Source organism: Pseudomonas sp. sp1636, from assembly GCF_030376615.1.
In the GTDB taxonomy this organism is placed as follows: domain Bacteria; phylum Pseudomonadota; class Gammaproteobacteria; order Pseudomonadales; family Pseudomonadaceae; genus Aquipseudomonas.
Genome location: NZ_JARRAB010000013.1, coordinates 124,299 through 143,590 on the forward strand (window position 1 = coordinate 124,299; position 19,292 = coordinate 143,590).

Consider the following 19,292-nt stretch of genomic DNA (forward strand, 5'->3'; position numbering starts at 1 on the left):
CTTTTAGCCGGCAGCCCTCGGCCCCCTTCACTATGCTTTCTCGGCCCGCAGCGCAATTCACGGAGTGACGCGCTATGCCCAGCACCGCCAGGCCCCGCGACCACCTCTTCCCCCTGCATGTACATATCAGCCTGTTGTTCACCCTGCTGTTGTTGCTGACCGGCGTGGCGCTCGGGCTGTTCAACTACCAGCAGAACACCCAGATCATTCTCTCCAGCAGCGCCAAGCTGTTCGAGCGCATCCAACAGGATGTGCAGGAGGATCTCCAGCACACCTATCAGCCGATCCGTCGCCTGCTCAGCTTGCTGACCCGCGCCGAGCAAATCCACGGGCACGATCGCTATGAGCGCATGGCGCTGCTACCGCTCTTCGCCCAGGCCCTGCGCGACAACCCCAAGCTCGCCTCGCTCTACCTGGGTTATGGGGATGGCGATTTCTTCATGGTTCGCCCGCTCCGCAGCGACTCGCTGAAAAACGCCTTCGACGCCCCACCCGACGCGGCCTTCCAAGTATGGAGCATCAACCGCCTAGGTCAGGCGCGCCCAGACTCCGAATACCAGTTCTTCGACGACAACCTGCAGTTGCTCAGCTGGCGACAGAACCTCAAGGAGCGCTACGACCCACGCTCTCGCCCCTGGTACAGCAGCGCCCTGGCCAGTGACCAGCACTTCACCACGGCCCCTTATGTGTTTTTCTCCACGGGAGAAGTGGGCACCACCATCGCCCGTCACGGCACCGGCGAGACCGTGCTCGGCGCCGACCTGACCCTGGCCGACCTCTCGGCGACCCTGGCCCAGCATCAGGTCACGAGCAACAGCCAAGTCGTCCTGTTCGACGCCAGTGGCAACGCCGTGGCCTATCCCGACAGCGCACGCCTGGTGATGACGAATAACGGCGAACCGCATCTGATTCCGGCACGCGAGCTCAGCGCCGAACTCGCCGCACTGTTCGCCGACGGCCTGGATGGCTCACGACAAGGCGTCATGGAATTGAGCAAGCAGCGCTGGGTGGTGTCACGCCATCATCTACAGGAAGGCGGCCCGCAAGGACTGTACCTGGCGTTACTGGTGCCGGAAGACGAACTGCTGGCCGACGCCTACCGCATCCGCTGGCAAGGTGCGCTGATCACCCTGACCACGCTGCTGTTGTGCCTGCCGTTGGGCTGGCTAACCTCGCGCATCGTGGCCAAACCCTTGCGCGCCCTGGTACTGGAAGCGCAAGCGATCCGTCGCTTCGACTTCAGCTACCCGCCCAGCGGCCACTCACCAGTGCTGGAAGTGGATCAACTGGCCGAGTCCATGGCGCGGATGAAAGAGACTATTTCCAGCTTCCTCGACATCGCTGCCAGCCTCTGCGCCGAAACCCACTTCGATGCCCTGCTTGAACGGATCCTGCAGGAAACCGTGACCATCAGCGCGGCCCACGGTGGCCTGATCTACCTGATCGACGCCGACAGCGGACGCCTGGAGCCCCACGGCCTGTTTCTCAATGGCACACAACACAGCCTCGGCAAACACGGCATTCGCGGCTACGCCAAGGCCGCCAGCCAGCTGCCCACCTGGCTGCAACAAGCAGCCAGTGGCGGTAACAGCGCGATAACTTCGCTCGGCTTCGACCAGGCCGGCGACTACAGGAGCCTGCTGCAGGCCCTCGACAGCCCGCGGGTGCACCTGCTTGCGACAGGCCTGCGCAACCGCCAGGGCGACACCCTGGGAGTCCTGGTGCTGCTGCACTGCGACCGTGGCGAACCATCCGATTTGGCCATGCAGAGCCCCGAGCACGTGGCCTTCGTCGAGGCGGTGTCTGGAGTGGCGGCGCTGTGCATCGACAGCCAACGCCTGCTGGAACGGCAGAAACAGCTGCTCAATGCCTTTATCCAGCTGATCGCTGGCGCCATCGATGCCAAGAGCCCTTACACCGGCGGTCACTGCCAGCGTGTGCCGGAAATCACCCTGATGCTGGCCCGCGCAGCGGCCGACAGCGATGCGCCGGCCTTTCGCGACTATCGCCCCAACGCCGAGGAATGGGAGACGTTGCATATCGCCGCCTGGCTGCATGATTGCGGCAAGGTCACCACTCCCGAATACGTGGTGGACAAGGCGACCAAGCTGGAGGCCCTCTACGATCGCATTCATGAAGTGCGCACGCGCTTCGAGGTACTCAAGCGCGACGCCTGGATTGCCTATTGGCAAGGCTGTGCGCAGGGGGGCGAGCAGGCGCGGCTGGCCGTCTTGCGCGATGCCGCACTGGCCACCCTGGACGATGAGTTCGCCTTGGTCGCACGCAGTAATCTGGGCAGCGAGGCCATGGCCGAGGCAGATCTGGCGCGCCTGCAGCAGATCGCCACACGCACCTGGATACGCACCCTGGATGATCGCCTCGGCCTGTCCTGGGAAGAGACCCAACGCCATGAGCGGCGACCCGCGCCAAACCTGCCAGTCGAAGAACCGTTGCTGGCCGACAAGCCCGAGCACCTGATCGAACGTGCGGCCACAGAAATCATCCCGCCGGACAATCCCTGGGGTTTCAAACTCGAGGTTCCCAAGTACAAGTTCAACCGCGGCGAACTGCACAACCTGAGCATTCCCCGTGGCACCCTGACGGGCGAAGAGCGCTACATCATCAACCACCACATCGTGCAAAGCATTCTCATGCTCGACCGCCTGCCCTTCCCCGCACACTTGCAGAACGTCACCGAGATCGCCGGTGGCCATCACGAAAGAATGGATGGCAACGGTTATCCGAAACGCCTGCGGCGCGAGCAGATGAGCCTGCCGGCACGAATGATGGCGATAGCCGATATTTTCGAGGCGTTGACTGCCGCGGATCGACCCTACAAGCAGGGCAAGCGGCTCTCGGAATCGCTGAACATCATGGCCGCCATGTGCGCGGACGCACACATAGATCCAGACTTGTTTCGCTTGTTCGTCCGCGCGGGAGTCTATCGGCACTACGCCGAACGCTTTATGCACGCACAACAGATCGATGAGGTAGACGAACTCAGCGTACTGAGCAAAGCCGGCCTGACAGGCTAGCCGTCGGCTGGGCTTGAGGCGGTCTTACGGAAGGCAGGGAAAGGCACAGGCAGGCATAGGCAGCACCGCTGAAGCAACGGCTGGGCATGCGGGCATGCCCAGCCGGCAGACATCAGGCCGGAGTATTGATAGTGCTTTCCGGATACCAAACGTCCATCAGTGGGCTGACAGTGATGTCGACCAACTCATCGCGACTTTTCAACCAAGCCTCGACCTGGGCACGCTGTTCTTCGCTGACCGAACCGCGCTTGGCCAGACACACCAGACCATAGTCATCGCCGCCGACATAGCCCAGACCATTGGCGGTCATGGCGTCACGCAGGAACTGATCGAGGAAGGCGTCAATGGCTTCTTCGGCCAGATCGTCTTTGAAGTTCAGGTTCAGCTCAAAACCCAGCTCCTGGAATTCATCCACGCAGAGTTTTTTGCGCAAACGGCGGGAACGGTTAGTAGCCATGGAACAATCCTCAAAAGTGATAACGCGCGGCACTTTAGCAGCTTGCTGCCCGAATTGCCTGCCTCTCTGCCCGCCAGGCGATGGGCGCGACGCCGCTAAGCCGCCTGAGCACGCATTTACGCCGACCACTGAACGGCGCAGGCATGACGGCCCTGGAGCATCTTGGGCATAATGTGCGGCAATTCGCAAAACCTCGACGGGATCTTCTGTACATGTCGCTCGTGCTCTCCAACCCTCGCCTGGCGGGTATCCAGCCATGATCAACACCTTGCGCAAACTGGCCATCGCCGCCTTGCTCCTGCCACTCGCCTTGCCCTCGCATGCGGCCGTCAACAGCAGCCTGTCAAGCAAAGTGCAACAGTCGCTGAAAACCAACAAAATCAGCAGCCAATCGCTGTCGGTGGTCACCCTACCGCTTACCGGCCCAGGCAACAGCAGCTTCTTCAACGCCGACGTGTCGGTCAATCCGGCCTCGACCATGAAACTGCTCACCACCTTTGCCGCCCTGGAACTGCTCGGCCCGACGCACCAGTGGAAAACCGAGTTCTACAGCGACGGCCCACTGAAAGACGGCGTGCTGCACGGCAACCTGTTTCTCAAAGGCGGCGGCGATCCCAAGCTGAACATGGAGCGGCTCTGGCTGCTGCTGCGCGACCTGCGCGCCAACGGCGTGCAGCAGATAAGCGGCGACCTGGTGCTTGACCGCAGCCACTTCAACCAGCCCGCGCTGCCGACCTTCAACGACGACGGCAACGACTCCAACAAGCCTTATCTGGTCACCCCCGACGCCTTGCTGGTCAACCTCAAGGCGCTGCGCTTCGTCGCGCGTACCGACGGCGGCAAGGTGCATATCGCAGTCGAACCGCCGCTTGCCGAAATCCGCATCGACAATCGGGTCAAGGCGCTGCCGGCAGGCAAATGCCCGGGCTGGCCGGATGTGCGTTACAACCCGGTGAAGCAGTTCGACGGCACCACCGTGATCGTCAGCGGCAAACTGGCAGAGGGCTGCAGCGCCCAGACCTACCTGTCCCTGCTCGACCATCCCGGCTATGCGGCCGGCACCGTACGGGCCATCTGGCAGGAACTGGGCGGCAAGATCCTCGGCCAGGATCGCCTCGCCGAGGTACCGAAAAATGCGCGCCTGCTGGCCCGCGCCTTCTCCCCGGATCTGGTGGAGATCATCCGCGACATCAACAAATACAGTAACAACACCATGGCCCGTCAGCTGTTTCTCAGCCTCGGCGCGCAGTTTCGCAACGAAGCCGATGGCGACGATGCCAAGGCCGCGCAGCGCGTGATCCGTGGCTGGCTGGCGCGCAAGGGCATTACCGCCCCGCACCTGGTAATCGAAAATGGTTCCGGCCTGTCGCGCGACGAACGCGTCAGCGCGCGTGAGCTGGCGCAATTGCTCCAGGCTGCCTGGAAAAGCCCCTATGCCGCCGAGTTCATCAGCTCCCTGCCGCTGGTGGCCATGGACGGCACCATGCGTAAACGCCTGCAGCGCACCGCCTTGGTTGGCGAGGCACACATCAAGACCGGCACCCTGAACAATGTCCGCGCCATCGCCGGCTACAGTCGCGACAGCAATGGCAACAGCTGGGCGGTGGTGGCGATTCTCAACGACCCGAAGCCCTGGGGCGCCTCGTCGATTCTCGACCAGGTACTGATCGACCTGTATCGCCAACCCAAGCACAAGTGAGTCCTCGCGCAGGCGGCTGGCCGGCATTCAGCCGCGCAAGCCGCCTTCGCGCTCCCAGGCGCAGCGCACCCGTAATTCGCCTTCCTGAGGGCTGTGACAGCCGTTGTCCGACTCCCAGCGAAAGGTATGGGTACCGTTCAGTTCGGTTTCCAGATGCACCACGGCACTGGCCCAATACAGGCGCCTGAGCAGCGTCTCGAACTGCTCGACCCACAGGCTCCACTCGTACTCGACCGCGCGGTAACTGGCGCCGAAGTGAATCACCTGGGTCTGGTACAGACCCTCGCCGGGCTGCTGGCAAAAGGCAAACATCTCGCGCCCCAGAAATGGCCAAGCCTCGCCAGCCGGCAACTCACCCAACACCTGATGGTTGATCTCGCGGCGCAGACGACTCTGCGTCTGGCTATCGGATGGCCAATCGCGGATGCAGCCATAAACAATGGATTCGGACTCCACGCGGGCACTCCAGAAAATCAAGGCTGCCTTCTATCACAGCGCCGAGCGTCAAGAAAGGAACTGCTGGGAAACTTTGTGTTTTGCCGCCCATCGCCGCACTCCCAGCTCATGAGGTATGGCGGGGGCCGCTACGCATGCCCCAGGCCAGCAACGTCATCAACAGCGCCAGGCCGGTCAGCACCATGAACGGCAAGTGATAGTGGCCGGTAAGATCGCGCGCCAACCCGATCAGAACCGGCGCCAGACACGCCATGCTGTAGCCCATGCAGAGCATCATCGCGGTCCAGCGGCTGACCGCCAACGGCGAGCCCGCCTCATACAGCGGCAACACCAGCGACAAGGCAAAGGAGCCGCCGAGACCGAAGCCGATGGTGGCCGCCCAGAGTTCCGGGGCGAAGGTCGGAACCAGGGTGATCATCGCCAAGCTGATGGACGACGCCAAACCGCATGCGACCAACAACCAGTAGCGATTGCCGAAACGCTGGGCCAACCAGGGCAGCAGGAAGGCGCTGGGCACGCCCATCAGCATCGAGAGACTGAACAGTGCATTGCTGCGCAACAGGGGCAAACCGGCCTCGTGGTAACGCGCCACCGCCCAGGTGGCCAGGGCATAGAACAGCCCGGATTGGAGCGCGAAGAAGGCGCTGATCAACCAGGCTCTGGGCTGATTCCATGGCAAGCCGCGGGCCCCTTCGGCGGCATCCGCAGACTCCGCCTGGCTGGGCAGGCACAACCATAACAATAGCCCCAACGCTGCGGGCAAGGCCCAAACCGCCAGCCCCTGCGACCAACTGTCGCCGAACAGTTGCGTGGCGGGTGCCGTCAGCACGGCACCCGCAGCGCCACCAATCGCCATGCTCAAGGAATACCAGCCGACCACAATGCCCATCTGCCCAACGAAGTGCCGCTTGATAAACCCCGAGAGCAACGGTCCGGCAATGGCAATTGCCGCACCGAGCAGCACCGCACTGGCAATCAGCACAGCGCTGGACTGGCCGGCCAAGCGCATCAGTAAGGCGACCGCGATCCCACCCATGCACAAAGCGATGCTGCGTTCCAGTCCCAGACGCAACGCCACACGCGGTGCGAAAGGTGCCAGCAAGCCCATGCATAGCACCGGCAATGCCGTGGTCAGGCTGATCAGGCTACGGCTCAATGCCAGCTCATCGGCAATTCGCTCGATCAGCGGCGCCAGAGAGGTAATCCCAGGCCGTAGATTGATCGCCGCCACCACCAGAGCCAGCAACAGCAGGGTTCTAGACCTGGTTTTCAATTTGCGGCGGCCCGGAGCGATCGAAAAGACGGTTGGCAACAAGCTTCTGATAAGGCTTTCACTAAAGTTCCAACATCGTGAGGACTAGACAGAACGGGTTGGCAACCCTACCGCCGAGGCAATCAGAGAGCAAGCCTGCGGGCATTAAAGCTGACCAAAAGGTCAGCACTGTATGGCGGAAAAAATCCGTCCAACCGGCTTGGCACGACCAGGACGGCCGGGCTAATCAGATCGCAGGATCGCCCGCATGCCAGGCAATCCTGCGACCAGCGGCGAGGCTGTTGCGCGAACGGTCAGGTGTCGCCCGTACGATCATTGTGGCCAAGATCCCGGGCCGGGTCGATCAAGTCACGCAAGCGCTGCTTGAGCACCTTGGCTTCGGGAAAACCGCCGTCGGCCTTGCGTTCCCAGAGCTGCACGCCAGCGCAGGTGACGCGAAACACCCCACCGGTGCCAGGCTCCAAGCTGACCTTGCCCAGATCATCGGCAAAGGTCGACAGCAGTTCCTGGGCCAACCAGGCCGCGCGCAACAACCACTGACACTGACTGCAATAGGTGATGGTCACTTCGACTTTGGCGCTGGACATAATCAACTCTGCTTAGGCGAAAAGAATCATGATAACCCCGCCCCGCAAGCGAGGCGGCAAGCTAAAAGGCTCGCTTACCTTGCGTAGGTAAGCGAGCCTTTTAGCTGGAGCCCCGACTAGCCCGTGACAGGCTTAACAGGCTTCAAGCAATTTTTGCCAGCAATTCACGGGCTTCCTGCTTCTGCTCGTCATCGCCATCGTTGATGACCTCATTGAGAATGCCGCAAGCACTTTCCAGGCTACCCTGCTCGATGTAGGCCAGTGCCAAGTTGAGTTTGGCCAGGGCATCGTGGCTCCCGGCCAACTGATCGAGGTCGTGCAACAGCTCGCCGCCATCGGCAAGGTCTTGATCGCGGACGCCTTCAGGCAGTTCCTCCTGCAGCCAGTCGGCGGCCGATGCCTCTTCAACCAGCATCGACTGGGCGAAGGGACTGCGTGCATCGCGATGGCCCGTTAGCTCAAAAGCCTCTGGCAGATCGTCATCCTCGGCAACCTGTTGCGTCGAGGCAACACTCTTTTTGCGCAGGCTGGTTGGGAACGGGCTCACCAAATCCCAATCCGCATCCAGCGACAAGTCATCCAGATTGAGCTGAAAGTCCTCGGTATGGGTTTCATCCGCTTGCAGCGGAGCCTGCAAGTGCGTTTCGTCCAGCACCAGCGCGGCGTCGTCCAGCTTGTCCGTCGCCACGGGGGTATCAAGCAAACCTGGATGACGCGTCTTGAGCTGATCGATACGCGCCGCTGTGAAACCGGCATTGCGTAACTTTGCTTCCTCCTCGACGAAGGCCTGAGCATTGCCCTGCTGCGCCAGCACTTCCAGCAGGCGGAAGCGAATATCGCTGCGCTCAGGCTGAGCATCCAGAGCCTTGCCGAGAAGTGCCGCCGCCTCACTGAGGCGGCCATAGGCAATATAGATATTCGCGCCGCCCAATGCGTCGTCTGGAATGGCTGCAGCGGCCGCGGGTTGATTGGCGCGAGCAACCACAGGCACGCTGCGCAGCGGCGGCGCAATTGGCTCAGGCACGGTCAATACGGGCTCGGTTAATGGTTGCGCCTGTTGAGTTGGCGGGGTAGCCAGGTGCCGGGAACGCCATAACAACCCGAAAAGGCCAAACAACAGTAAGACCAGTGCAGCCACGCCCGCGCTAAACCAGTTGCGGCTCGGCGTCTCGCTTGGCTGGTTCGACTCAACGGGCGAAGACTCCGGCGCGGCAGGCGCCGGAGACGATTGCACGAGTGCAGGGCGTTCCAGCAACTGGGCTTGTAACTCCGCCAGTTGCTGATCCTTGTCACCCACCTGTGCCTGCAGCTGCTGTAACTGCGCCTGCAGAGCGCTGATGCTCTGTTGCAGTTTGAGATTTTCCTCAGCCTGGCTGAGCAACTCCTGATCCAGGCGCCGCTGCATGTGTGCCATCTGCTCGACCTGCGAGTCGACCGGCGGCTCATCGGGCGCCAGGGGTTGCACGCTGGCGGTGGCGGTGGCAATAGGCGCACTGCCGGCCTGAGCGGCATCCGGCAGCAGCAGATCGGCCCCAACTTGCAGGCGATTGATATCGCCTCGGCTGAATGCCTGCGGATTGAGCGCATGGATATCGCGCATCAAGGCTTGCTGCGATGCCTGGCTACCCGCAGCGCGCAAGTTTGCGGCGATCTTCCACAGGCTGTCACCGCTGACTACCTGGTAACGCGTACCCGCTTCGGCTGCCGGCATGGCGCGAGGCGCAGCAACAGTAGCTGGCGATGCCGGCGCGCGCACGGACGGCACCTGCACTTCTGGCGCGGCAGCGACAGCACGGTAGGCCGATGAACTGGGCGGATCGAGCAGCAGGGTGTATTCGCGCAGCAGCTGGCCATTGGGCCGCGCCACTTCGACAATGAAATTCAAATAGGGCTCACGCACCGGCTGGCTCGACACCACACGAATCACACTGTTGCCGCCGCGCAGCAAAGGGGTGAAACGCAGATCGTTGAGAAAGAACAAGCGGTCGACGCCAGAACGGCTGAATGCATCGGCAGATGCGAGCCGCACCAACAGATCGCTGCTGGCCAGATCGGCAGCTTCCAACAATTCGATTTCAGCCTCTAGCGGCTGATTCAAGGCTGAATGCAGGGTGATTTCGCCCAGCCCCAAGGCTGGTACTACCCCGGAATAGAATGCTGAGCTTGAAGCAAGGCCGAACAGCAATTGCCGAACTCGAGACATATGAACTCTCCCGCTGACTCCGCTCCCGAGTCGTCACACCACCCCACGCCTTGGCGTGTGTATCCGTCAGTGGTGAAAACAGTGGGTGCAGCAAATTCTTACGTCGGGGCAAACACTCCGTGTCGAGCCCGGCCCATGAGTGAGTATGGCCATGATTTGCAAGCCTGCATGCTTTAGTACGCACACCGCGACAAGACAAGTAGCAATCATACGCAAAAGCGCGACAAAGAAGTCAATAAAATGACCCGCAAAACCACCCGGCATGCCGACGACACACGACTGTCAGACCCTTGTCGAACGCACGCGCCAAGCCGCCAGCACCGTCAGGGTGAAGACCGCCGCCATCAACCAAAAACTCTGCTGGAATGCCACGGCTTCGGCCGCCAGGCCTCCCGTTTCCCGGCCATGACGCCACTCGAGAAAAAAGGTCAGTAAATTGACGCCAAACGCCCCACCCAACTGACGAACGAAAGTAATGGCACCGGCGCCCAATGCCAGCTCTTGCGCACTGAGAATGTCCAGCGAGCCCGTGCTCAGCGCCGGCAACAGCAGCCCGAGCCCGGCCCGCCCGACACAGGCCCAGAAACACAGCACGGTGAAGGAGGCGCCCTGCTCGAGCCAGCCAAATCCTGCGGCAGACAAGGCGAAGATCAGTAATCCGCTGACCAGCAGCAAGGCCGCCGACTGCCTATCGCTCAGCCAGCCGCCGGCAAAGGACGCGGCCCCCATCAGCACCCCTGTTGGCAACAGCAACAAGCCGGCGCGTCCGGCGCTGTAGCCTTCGACTGTTTGCAGGTACAGCGGGATCAGGTAGGTCGAACCATACAGACCCATGCCCAAAGTCAAGGCTACCCAGCTGGCATTGCGAAAGCCGGCATGGCGCCACAAACGCAACGGCAGCAGCGGCTTGGCACTGCGCCAGCTGCGCCGGAGAAAACCGCTGAACGCCAGCGTACCCAGCAGACCGGGCAGCCACACCCGCGGCGCCAGCCAGGCAAAGCGCTGAGCCTCGGCCAGGGCGCCGAGCAGGGCAAACACCCCCACGCACAATAAAACCAAGGCCCATACATCCAGCAAAGGCGTGGTCTTATCCCGCTGACTGGGCAACAACCACTGCCCGCCCAGCAGCGCCAGGACGCACATGGGCAATGGCAACCAGAAGACCGCCCCCCAGCCAAAATGATCGACCAGATAACCGCCGATGGTTGGCCCCAATGTGGGTGCGACCATCACCCCCAGACCGTAGAGACCCAAGGCCATGCCCCGGCCGCCGCCAATGAATACGCGAAAGATCAGCACCATGGCCAATGGCTGGACGACACCGGCACACAGCCCCTGGACGATGCGCAGGGCAATCAGCTGCCAGGCCTCTTGCGCGAGCAGTGCCAGCAACGAACTAAGGATGAACAGCGACAGGCCGAACTGCGCCGTGTGCCTGGCGCCAAAACGCGAATGCGCCCAAGCGGCCAATAGCAGACCGACGGTCATGGCCGCGAGAAAACCAGTGGACAGCCACTGCGCCTGCGGCCGGCCAATCGAAAAGTCCAGCATGATCGCCGGCAAGGCCACATTGATGCTGGTCGAGGCCAGCACCATGGCCATGCTGCCGATCATCAATATGCCCAACAACCAGTGCGGATAGCGCGCGCCGAAACGCGCCTGCAAGTCCGCCAGACCCTGCCCCATCAGCGCTTTTCCAGGTTACCCAGAATCCGTGCATGCACCTGCTGGCAACGGCGCAGTTCCTCTTCGTCGATCCCGGCGAAGAGTTCTTTGCGTAGCTGGGTGGAAATGGCCTCGATCTTTTCGATCAACGGCTGCGCTGACGGTCTCAGGGAGATTTTCTTGGCGCGGCGGTCTTCCGGCACCGCCTGCCGGTTGACCAGGCCTTGGGCTTCCAGGCTATCCAACAGCCGGGCCAGGGTGGGGCCTTCGACCCCCACGCTTTGCGCCAGCTCACGCTGGGTCGGCAACTCGTCAAAGCGCGACAGATGCAAGAGCACCAACCAACGCGCCTGTGACAGACCGAGCCCCACCAGGCGCCGATCGAGTTCGGCGCGCCAGGAACGGGATAACTGGGCTAATTGCATGGCGAAACGGTGTGGATCCAACTGCGACTGCGACATGGCTAAACGGCTCTTTAAATATCAAAATCTAATTATTAGCGAGCTAACCATGATCATAGCCCCGAGAGCAAGAGTCCTGATATCTCTCGGATATTTCACCATTTTACAGGCTGGCTTTCGACCACGCCCCGCAGGCCATCAATCGACACCAGCGCTCGCCAGAGGGGCGCACCGGATACCTGCTCGATGTTGCGGGTCAGGCTTGCCAGCGCTCAGACGCCGAACTCGGCCTGCAACGCGGCCCGCACGCAGTACAAGACGCCGTCCTCGGCCCGGCCGACGAACAAGCCGCTGACTTCAGCCACCGGCGGCAGTTCGCCTTCTCCGTCGAGAAAGGCATCCTGGATCTCGCCGAGCAGTTCTTCCGGCAGATCCAGCGCTTGCTCCAGGGATAGCTGCTGGCGACCGATGGCCTCGGCCAACAGGCTGTAGACGTTCTTTTCGCTGCACTTGAGTTGGCTGGCGATCTGCTGCGGGGTCATGCCGGCACGGGCCAGGCTGACCAGCTCATGCCGCAGGTCGAGCACCACTCGCGGCGCCTCGGCATTCCCACCCAACACTTCGAGAAAGGCTTCGCCATAGCGTTCCAACTTGCGCGCACCGACCCCGCTGACCTGAGCCATTTCGGCCAGGGTGCCGGGCTTGCTACGGAGCATTTCCAGCAGGGTAGCGTCGGGAAAGATCACATAGGGCGGCACCGCATGCTCCTCGGCCAACTTGCGGCGCAGCGCGCGCAGGGCTTCCCATTGCTCGCGTTCGTCGCCGCGCACCAGTTGGCTGGCCGCGCTGCTGGAGGATTTCGCCGTGTGCTGCGGCTTCAGATCGCGGCGCAATTGCAGGGTCACCTCACCGCGCAACAAGGGCCGGCAGCTCTCGGAGAGACGCAGGCCGCCGTAGCCTTCGAGGTCGACATCCGCCAGGCCGCGCGCCACCAACTGGCGGAACAGCGAGCGCCACTCGCCCTCGCTGAGCGCCTTGCCGACGCCGAACACCGTCAGGTGCTGGTGACCCAGGCCACGCACCTTGTCATTGTCGCGGCCGAGCAACAGGTCGACCAGATGGCCGACGCCATAGCGCTGACCGCTGCGATGGATCGCCGAGAGTGCCTGACGTGCCGGCTCGGTGGCGTCCCAGGTCTGCACGCCATCGATGCAGTTGTCGCAATGGCCGCAGGGCTTGGGCATGTCCTCGTCGAAATAAGCCAGCAGCGTCTGCCGTCGGCAGCGGGTTTCCTCGCAGAGCGCAAGCATGGCATCGAGCTTGTGCTGTTCGAGACGCTTGTGCCGCTCGTCGCCTTCGGAGTTGTTGAGCATCTGTTTGAGCAACAACACATCCTGCAGGCCGTAGGCCATCCAGGCATCGGCGGGCAGGCCATCACGGCCGGCGCGACCGGTTTCCTGATAATAGGCCTCCAGCGATTTGGGCAGATCCAGGTGGGCGACGAAGCGCACGTTCGGCTTGTCGATGCCCATGCCGAAGGCAATGGTCGCCACCATGATCAGGCCTTCCTCGTTGAGGAAGCGCTTCTGGTGATAGGCGCGCAGGTCATTCGCCAAGCCGGCGTGATAAGGCAACGCCGGGAAGCCCTGCCCGGAGAGAAAGGCCGCGACTTCGTCGACTTTCTTGCGCGACAGGCAGTAGACGATGCCGGCATCGCCCTTGCGCTCGGCGAGGAAGGCCAGCAACTGCTTACGCGGCTGATCCTTGGGCACGATGCGATAAAAGATGTTCGGCCGGTCGAAGCTCGACAGGAAACGCTCGGCGTTTTGCAAATGCAGACGCTGAACGATTTCTTCACGGGTGCGCATGTCCGCCGTAGCGGTCAGGGCGATGCGCGGCACATGGGGAAACAGCTCGGCCAACTGGCCGAGCTGCAGGTATTCCGGGCGAAAGTCATGCCCCCACTGCGACACGCAATGCGCCTCGTCGATGGCGAACAGGGCGATCTCCAGACGCTGCAGGAACGCCAGCATGCGCGGTTGCACCAGGCGTTCCGGAGCCAGGTAGAGCATTTTTATCTCGCCGCGGTTGATCCGCTCGGCAATCTCGCGCTGCTGCTCGGCGCTCAGGGTGGAATTCAGGGCCACTGCGGCCACCCCCAACTCGTCGAGAGTGGCGACCTGGTCGTCCATCAAGGCGATCAGGGGCGACACCACCACCGCCAACCCCTCGCGCAGCAAGGCCGGCACCTGAAAGCACAGCGACTTGCCACCGCCGGTCGGCATCAGCACCAGGGCGTCGCCGCCGCCCGCCACGCGCTCGATGATCGCCCCCTGGCGGCCACGGAAGCTGTCATAACCGAAAACGTCTTTGAGGATGCGCTGTGCGTGGTCGAGCATGAAAGGTCTCCGAAACGAGCCGCGCATTATACGCACCTGCTTGCCGGATCGAGTTTTGATGTGTTTTTCGCCGCGCATATCCCTAGAACTATGGCTGCTGCAGCAGGTCTGGACTAGAATCCATCCTCGTTTACTTCTTCAAGGTAGCCCACGATGTCCTTCGCCGAGCAACTGTCCCGCCTGCAAGCCTTCCTCGACGCCGATGAGCTGCACGACGAGGCTCTGGACTACGTGGCCGCCCACGGCTACCTCACCGCCTTGTCGATCTGTCCCGATCCGGTACCGGAGCGTGAGTGGATCGATGCCCTGTTCTCCGAGCCACCGCATTACCGCAGCGACGAGGAGCGCGACGACATCGAGGCCACCCTGGTACAACTGCAGACTCATATCGCCCGCCAACTGGCCAGCGACGACGACCCGGAAGTACCTTGCGAACTGGATCTCGGCGAAGAGCCGGACGACTCCGACCTGCGCGGCTGGTGCATCGGTTTCATGGAAGGGGTGTTCCTGCGTGAAGCGGCCTGGTTCGACGATGCCGAAGACGAGGTCAGCGAGCTGCTGCTGCCGATCATGGTCGCCTCCGGCTTGTTCGATGAGCAGCCGGAGTTCGCCGAAATCGCCGGCGACCGCGACCTGGTGGACAGCATGGTCGAGCAAATCCCCGAACTGCTGACCGCGCTGTTCCTGCTGTGCCATGCCCCGGAAGAAAAACCAGCCCTGCTCAAACCGCGTCACCACTAAGCCTGCGCCATGGCGCATGACGTACAGGAAAGCCGCAACCCGCTGACTCGCTACGCACTGCTGGCCTTGGGTTGGCTGTGCGTGGCGCTCGGGGTAATCGGTATTTTTCTGCCGGTGCTGCCGACCACGCCGTTCCTGTTACTGGCCGCGGCCTGCTTTGTCCGCAGTTCAAAGCGCTTCTATCTGTGGCTGGTGCTGCATCCCAGGCTCGGCCCCTGGGTGCGCGATTATCTCGACGGCCAGGGCATCCCACTCAAGGCCAAGGTCTACAGCATCGCCCTGATGTGGTTCAGCATCGCCCTCTCCTGCTACCTGATCCCGCTGTTCTGGGCACGCGCCTTTATGCTGACCAGCGCGCTGTTGGTGAGCATCTATATCCTCAAGCAGAAAACCCTGCCCAACCCGCGTTAGCACGATCAGTACCCCTGGGCTGCTGGCCAGCCTGGGGCTGTTACTCCGCGACGCTGCGTTTCGGCCATTTTTGCCTTGCCTCGGCTGCCTCGCCTACATTGTTCAACGGCCGGCTAGACGGTATCTATTTTCAGGGCACCATCGTCAAGCAGATTAGTGATAATGCTGGCCTCATTTGCCGTGCCATAAAATGTTGCCAGATTAATGTTATCCAGCACTATCTGCTGTTCAACCGAACCGCTGGCATCGACATCCACCGAAATAGTGGTGGTCGTCCCGGCAAACGCGAAGTCCAGGTAACTTTGCAAGCTTGCAGCGTTCGCCCCTACACCCGATAGCAATTGCGACAAATCCAGCACATCCGAGTTAGTACCGCTGGAGTCTATGAAAAAATCGGTAATCCTATCAGTCCCATCGCCCAGACCACCTGGGCGCCAAACATACGTATCTATACCTGCACCGCCGCTCATAATGTCGGCACCCAGACCACCGATCAATATGTCGTCGTCATCACCGCCGAGCAGCGTGTCATTGCCCGACCCACCGAACAAAACATCATTGCCACTCCCGCCGAAGATATTGTCATTTCCCTCTTGCCCATATACCAGGTCGTTTCCTGCGCCCGCGTCAATGCTGTCATGCCCAAGTGCACGCCCCGATTCCTGGCCAAGCTCATCCGCATGGGTAAGTACATAATTGACCGTATCCGCCCGAGTCCACGCTGCATATGCACCCGCACCAGCGCCCGCCTCAAGTGCAGAAAACACCTGCCAACCCGCACCAGGATTCATAGCCAACGCTGCCGCAGCGGCCAGAATATCGCTATACAAGACGTCGCCAAAAATCAGGTCATCTCCCGCGCCCCCCAGAATAGTGTCATTACCTGCATCGAAAAGCTGAGTCGAGGGATTGAAGTCGGCCAGCACACTCGCCAGTTGCTCGCCGGTGGTAATGTTGCTGGCTACATCGGGGTTGACCGAGGCCAGTTCTCCCTCGATCTGATTGAGTATATCGAGCGCCGTACCGCCCACATTGATACCGACAGCTTGAATTTGTCCGAAGCTCGCCTCGAGCAAAGCCACTTCACTTACCCGATCGTCATTCTGGCTGCCCGACTGGTTGTGCATGCCGAGGACATGAGCAACCGCCGTGCTGGTAGCGCCATTGGTGACGGTATTGTTAAGGTTGGTTGAGTCCCCGGTTAACCAACTGTTCGGCGCACCATCGGAGACAAACACCACCTGATTGATCACATTGGCGCCGGTATATGGGGCGTCGGCACCTACGCTTGCAACCCAGTTCAACGCCACTTGCAAGCCAGCCTCATAATTCGTCCAGCCGTTGGCGAGCAGACCATTTACCGCATTTTGCGCGGCGATCAGTTCACCACCCTTGATATCGAAAACCCCAAGACTATTGGCCGAGTTATTGAAGTCGACGAGTTGGATCCGCACATTGTCGGCGGCACTGACCGCAAGCCCAGAAAGCAGGCCATTAACGGCCAACTTGAGCGCGGACATGCGACTCATGGTCGTCCCATTGAAGCTGATATTCGTTGTCATACTGCCGGAGGAGTCAAGCACAAGTATCATGTTGACATTTTTTCCAACGAGGTTACTGCGGCCCTCATCGCCCACCAGAATATCGTCTCCGCCCTTGCCTGTAATGACACCTGCCCCTGCTGGAGTCACATACAGGGCGGCACTGCCCGCCACGTCGTTGGCGTTGGACGCAACCACGAACTGGCCTGCAAACTGCGGCTGAAAAACAACGTCCAGAGTGGCCGATGCATGGTCGCCATCGGCATCAATAACACCGATGTCAAAAGACGTGCCGATTGGATCCTCTTCGATCCGGTCAACAATCGAGGAACCGCTCACCCGGAACCCGGCCCCACCGGTGTCAGACAGATCGATTCGGGTTATTCCCGTCAACAACGTAGGGATAGCGGTCAGCACGCCCTCGGTGAATACCGTGGTACCGCTCTCAGTGACGCTATTACCCAACGCGTCCTGACCATAAACAGTCCAATTGACCGCGTTCGTTGTATCTGAACTCTGAATATCAATGGAAAACTGTGCGCTGACTACCGGGCTGGCGTAGGAGAAGTAGAGTGCCACACCGCCACTTACCCACTGATTATCTGCAGCAAGACCCTGCTGACTTGAATTCACCGAGCCAACAGAAGAATCGACCGACATAACGACCGTCTGCCCGACCGGAATAGAGTCTGTAGGCTTGTAGAGCGCTCCTGTATCCGTCACCAACAGGTAGTCCTGATTGCCGCCGATATTCTGGTTGAAAATCGCACCAAATGTCTGGACGGGGCCATCCAGCTTACCGTTCATATAAATTACATAATTGCCTGCCACGTCATAGGACAGGGTAAATATCAGCGACTGCCCCCCGCTTCCGGTATAGGGTGCCGGCGTTGTGCTGGTGAAGGCGTAGAGCACACCCGTATCGCCAGACCTGACCTCGTAATAAACGGTATGACCACCCGAAGTAAGCGACGATGCGGCGAACGTAACACTGGAGCCATTCCAGCCGGCAATGTTCCCACTCAAGTCAGGACTTCCAGGTGCATCCGCGCCAATAACGGGATCAGAGCTACCCGTCGCGTAGCCCGATGGATCATTGTTCAAGAATGCGTCTGAAACAGTGGTGAGTGTCGGCGTGTCGTCAATGATCCGGACGATCAACTGGTCGCTGGCAGCACTGCCGCCCACACCCAATACGCTGATCGCGACGCTGTCATCAAAGTGGGTGCCGGTAGCGCCTGGGTGGCTATCATTATCAATGGTCGCGCTCAGCCTGTAGCTGTAGCTCAGCGTGCCTGCGTTGCTCGTGCCGCTGTAATCGTTCAGGGTCAACAGCCCTTCGCCGGTATTGATCACCTGGTTGCTCGCGGCCAAAGCCTGCAGTTGCGTCAAACTCAGGGTCACCCCACCAACCGTGAGGCTGGCGATGCCGTCGGTAGCCGACACCGTGAAGCTGCCGTCGATGATTTCGCTGGTGTCCTCCACCGAGGTCAAGCCTTTTTCGTAAACAGTCGCATCGGGGCCATGCAGCGCGGCGGTCACCACCTGGGCGCTGTCGTCAGCACCGAGGATGGTAATGCTCAGGGTCGCAGTAGCAGTGTCGCCATCGGCGTCCTGCATGGTGTAGCTGAAGGTCTCGCTCAGGCTCTCGCCAGCGTCCAACCCCTGCACCGCCGGGTTGGCGTTGTTCAGGCTGTAGCTGTAAGTGCCGTTACCGGTGTCGCTGAAGGTGCCGTAGGTGGCGGCGGTGCTGGCCCAGCCGACGAAGCTGGTCGGGGTGTCCGCGCCCGGCTGGCCGTTGGCGTGCAGGTCGTTGTCGAGCACGCTGCCGGTGATCGGGGTAAGGCTGTCCTCGCCGATGCTGTTGCTGTCATCCAGCGCATTGGGCACATCGTCGACGATTTCGATGACGACGCTGGCCGGCGCCGAGCTGGCCGTGCCGTCCGACACGCTGAGCGTGAAGTTGTCGCTCTCGATACCCGGGCCGTCGGTGGTCGGGCTGGTCAGCTCATAGCTGTAACTGGCCACCCCGGTGGTGCTGTTGTAGGCGCTGATGGTCAGGCTGCCGTGGGCGCCGGCGAACACGCTGCCGGCCAGGCTGCCGATGGCCACGGTCACGCCGTTGATGGTCACGCTCTGCAGGTCGTCCAGGCCGTCGGCGTCGCTCAGGGTGAAGGTGCCGCTGGCGAATTCGCTGTTGCTGGCGGCGTCCGAGCCCTGGGCCAAACCGGCCTCGAAGACTCGGTCGTTAGCCCCTTGGTTGCCCGGATCGACCGTCAGTACCGGCACATCGTTGCTGCCGGTGATGGTGATGGTCAGGGTGGCCGTGGCGGTGTCGCCATCGGCGTCCTGCATCGTATAGCTGAAGGTCTCGCTCAGGCTCTCACCCGCATCCAACCCCTGCACCGCCGGGTTGGCGTTGTC

The 19,292-nt window shown here is 61.4% G+C and carries 14 protein-coding genes and 1 pseudogene; 4 read left to right on the forward strand and 11 right to left on the reverse strand.

The window, feature by feature from the left end; all coding sequences use genetic code 11:
* Positions 1–74 precede the first annotated feature (74 nt).
* Positions 75–3,035 (forward strand): HD domain-containing phosphohydrolase, encoded by a 2,961-nt coding sequence (locus P8H27_RS14365; RefSeq protein WP_289638251.1) that lies wholly within the window; start codon positions 75–77, stop codon positions 3,033–3,035.
* A gap of 112 nt (positions 3,036–3,147) precedes the next feature.
* On the opposite strand, the gene P8H27_RS14370 is transcribed toward P8H27_RS14365, so the two are convergent.
* Entirely contained in the window at positions 3,148–3,492 is a 345-nt protein-coding gene (locus P8H27_RS14370; RefSeq protein WP_289638252.1) for a YggL family protein, read from the reverse strand.
* Positions 3,493–3,748: 256 nt separating this feature from the next.
* Here P8H27_RS14370 and dacB point away from each other — a divergent pair, with 256 nt between their 5' ends.
* Complete coding sequence (dacB, locus tag P8H27_RS14375; protein ID WP_289638253.1) at positions 3,749–5,191, forward strand: D-alanyl-D-alanine carboxypeptidase/D-alanyl-D-alanine-endopeptidase; 1,443 nt, start codon at positions 3,749–3,751, stop codon at positions 5,189–5,191.
* Between the two features lie 27 nt (positions 5,192–5,218).
* On the opposite strand, the gene P8H27_RS14380 is transcribed toward dacB, so the two are convergent.
* The 7 genes from P8H27_RS14380 to recQ form a co-directional block, all read right to left on the reverse strand.
* Positions 5,219–5,647 (reverse strand): hypothetical protein, encoded by a 429-nt coding sequence (locus P8H27_RS14380; RefSeq protein WP_289638254.1) that lies wholly within the window; start codon positions 5,645–5,647, stop codon positions 5,219–5,221.
* A 106-nt stretch (positions 5,648–5,753) separates the two neighbouring features.
* Positions 5,754–6,920 (reverse strand): CynX/NimT family MFS transporter, encoded by a 1,167-nt coding sequence (locus tag P8H27_RS14385; RefSeq protein ID WP_289638255.1) that lies wholly within the window; start codon positions 6,918–6,920, stop codon positions 5,754–5,756.
* A 293-nt stretch (positions 6,921–7,213) separates the two neighbouring features.
* Positions 7,214–7,507 carry a SelT/SelW/SelH family protein gene (locus P8H27_RS14390; protein WP_289638256.1) on the reverse strand — a complete coding sequence of 98 codons (294 nt, stop codon included), beginning with the start codon at positions 7,505–7,507 and terminating at the stop codon, positions 7,214–7,216.
* 142 nt (positions 7,508–7,649) lie between these two features.
* Positions 7,650–9,692, reverse strand: coding sequence for a FimV/HubP family polar landmark protein (locus P8H27_RS14395; RefSeq protein ID WP_308446823.1), 2,043 nt, complete (start codon positions 9,690–9,692; stop codon positions 7,650–7,652).
* Positions 9,693–9,992: 300 nt separating this feature from the next.
* Positions 9,993–11,396 carry a DHA2 family efflux MFS transporter permease subunit gene (locus P8H27_RS14400; protein WP_289638258.1) on the reverse strand — a complete coding sequence of 468 codons (1,404 nt, stop codon included), beginning with the start codon at positions 11,394–11,396 and terminating at the stop codon, positions 9,993–9,995.
* The gene (locus tag P8H27_RS14405; protein WP_289638259.1) at positions 11,396–11,836 is read right to left on the reverse strand and encodes a MarR family transcriptional regulator; all 441 of its coding nucleotides are present in this window, start codon (positions 11,834–11,836) and stop codon (positions 11,396–11,398) included. The genes P8H27_RS14400 and P8H27_RS14405 overlap by 1 nt, the downstream gene beginning before the upstream one ends.
* Before the next feature lie 212 nt (positions 11,837–12,048).
* Entirely contained in the window at positions 12,049–14,175 is a 2,127-nt protein-coding gene (recQ, locus tag P8H27_RS14410) for a DNA helicase RecQ (protein ID WP_289638260.1), read from the reverse strand.
* Positions 14,176–14,328: 153 nt separating this feature from the next.
* Here recQ and P8H27_RS14415 point away from each other — a divergent pair, with 153 nt between their 5' ends.
* Both P8H27_RS14415 and P8H27_RS14420 read left to right on the forward strand, forming a co-directional pair.
* Entirely contained in the window at positions 14,329–14,916 is a 588-nt protein-coding gene (locus P8H27_RS14415) for a YecA family protein (protein ID WP_289638261.1), read from the forward strand.
* Between the two features lie 9 nt (positions 14,917–14,925).
* Positions 14,926–15,327 (forward strand): YbaN family protein, encoded by a 402-nt coding sequence (locus P8H27_RS14420; protein WP_289638262.1) that lies wholly within the window; start codon positions 14,926–14,928, stop codon positions 15,325–15,327.
* A gap of 113 nt (positions 15,328–15,440) precedes the next feature.
* Here P8H27_RS14420 and P8H27_RS20735 read toward each other — a convergent pair whose 3' ends face one another.
* The 3 genes and pseudogenes from P8H27_RS20735 to P8H27_RS20745 all read right to left on the reverse strand — a co-directional run.
* Complete coding sequence (locus P8H27_RS20735; protein WP_374761357.1) at positions 15,441–16,919, reverse strand: type I secretion C-terminal target domain-containing protein; 1,479 nt, start codon at positions 16,917–16,919, stop codon at positions 15,441–15,443.
* A 34-nt stretch (positions 16,920–16,953) separates the two neighbouring features.
* Positions 16,954–17,115 (reverse strand): hypothetical protein, encoded by a 162-nt coding sequence (locus P8H27_RS20740; protein ID WP_374761358.1) that lies wholly within the window; start codon positions 17,113–17,115, stop codon positions 16,954–16,956.
* Between the two features lie 1,295 nt (positions 17,116–18,410).
* Positions 18,411–19,292 (reverse strand): annotated as a pseudogene (locus P8H27_RS20745) (VCBS domain-containing protein); the annotation flags it as partial.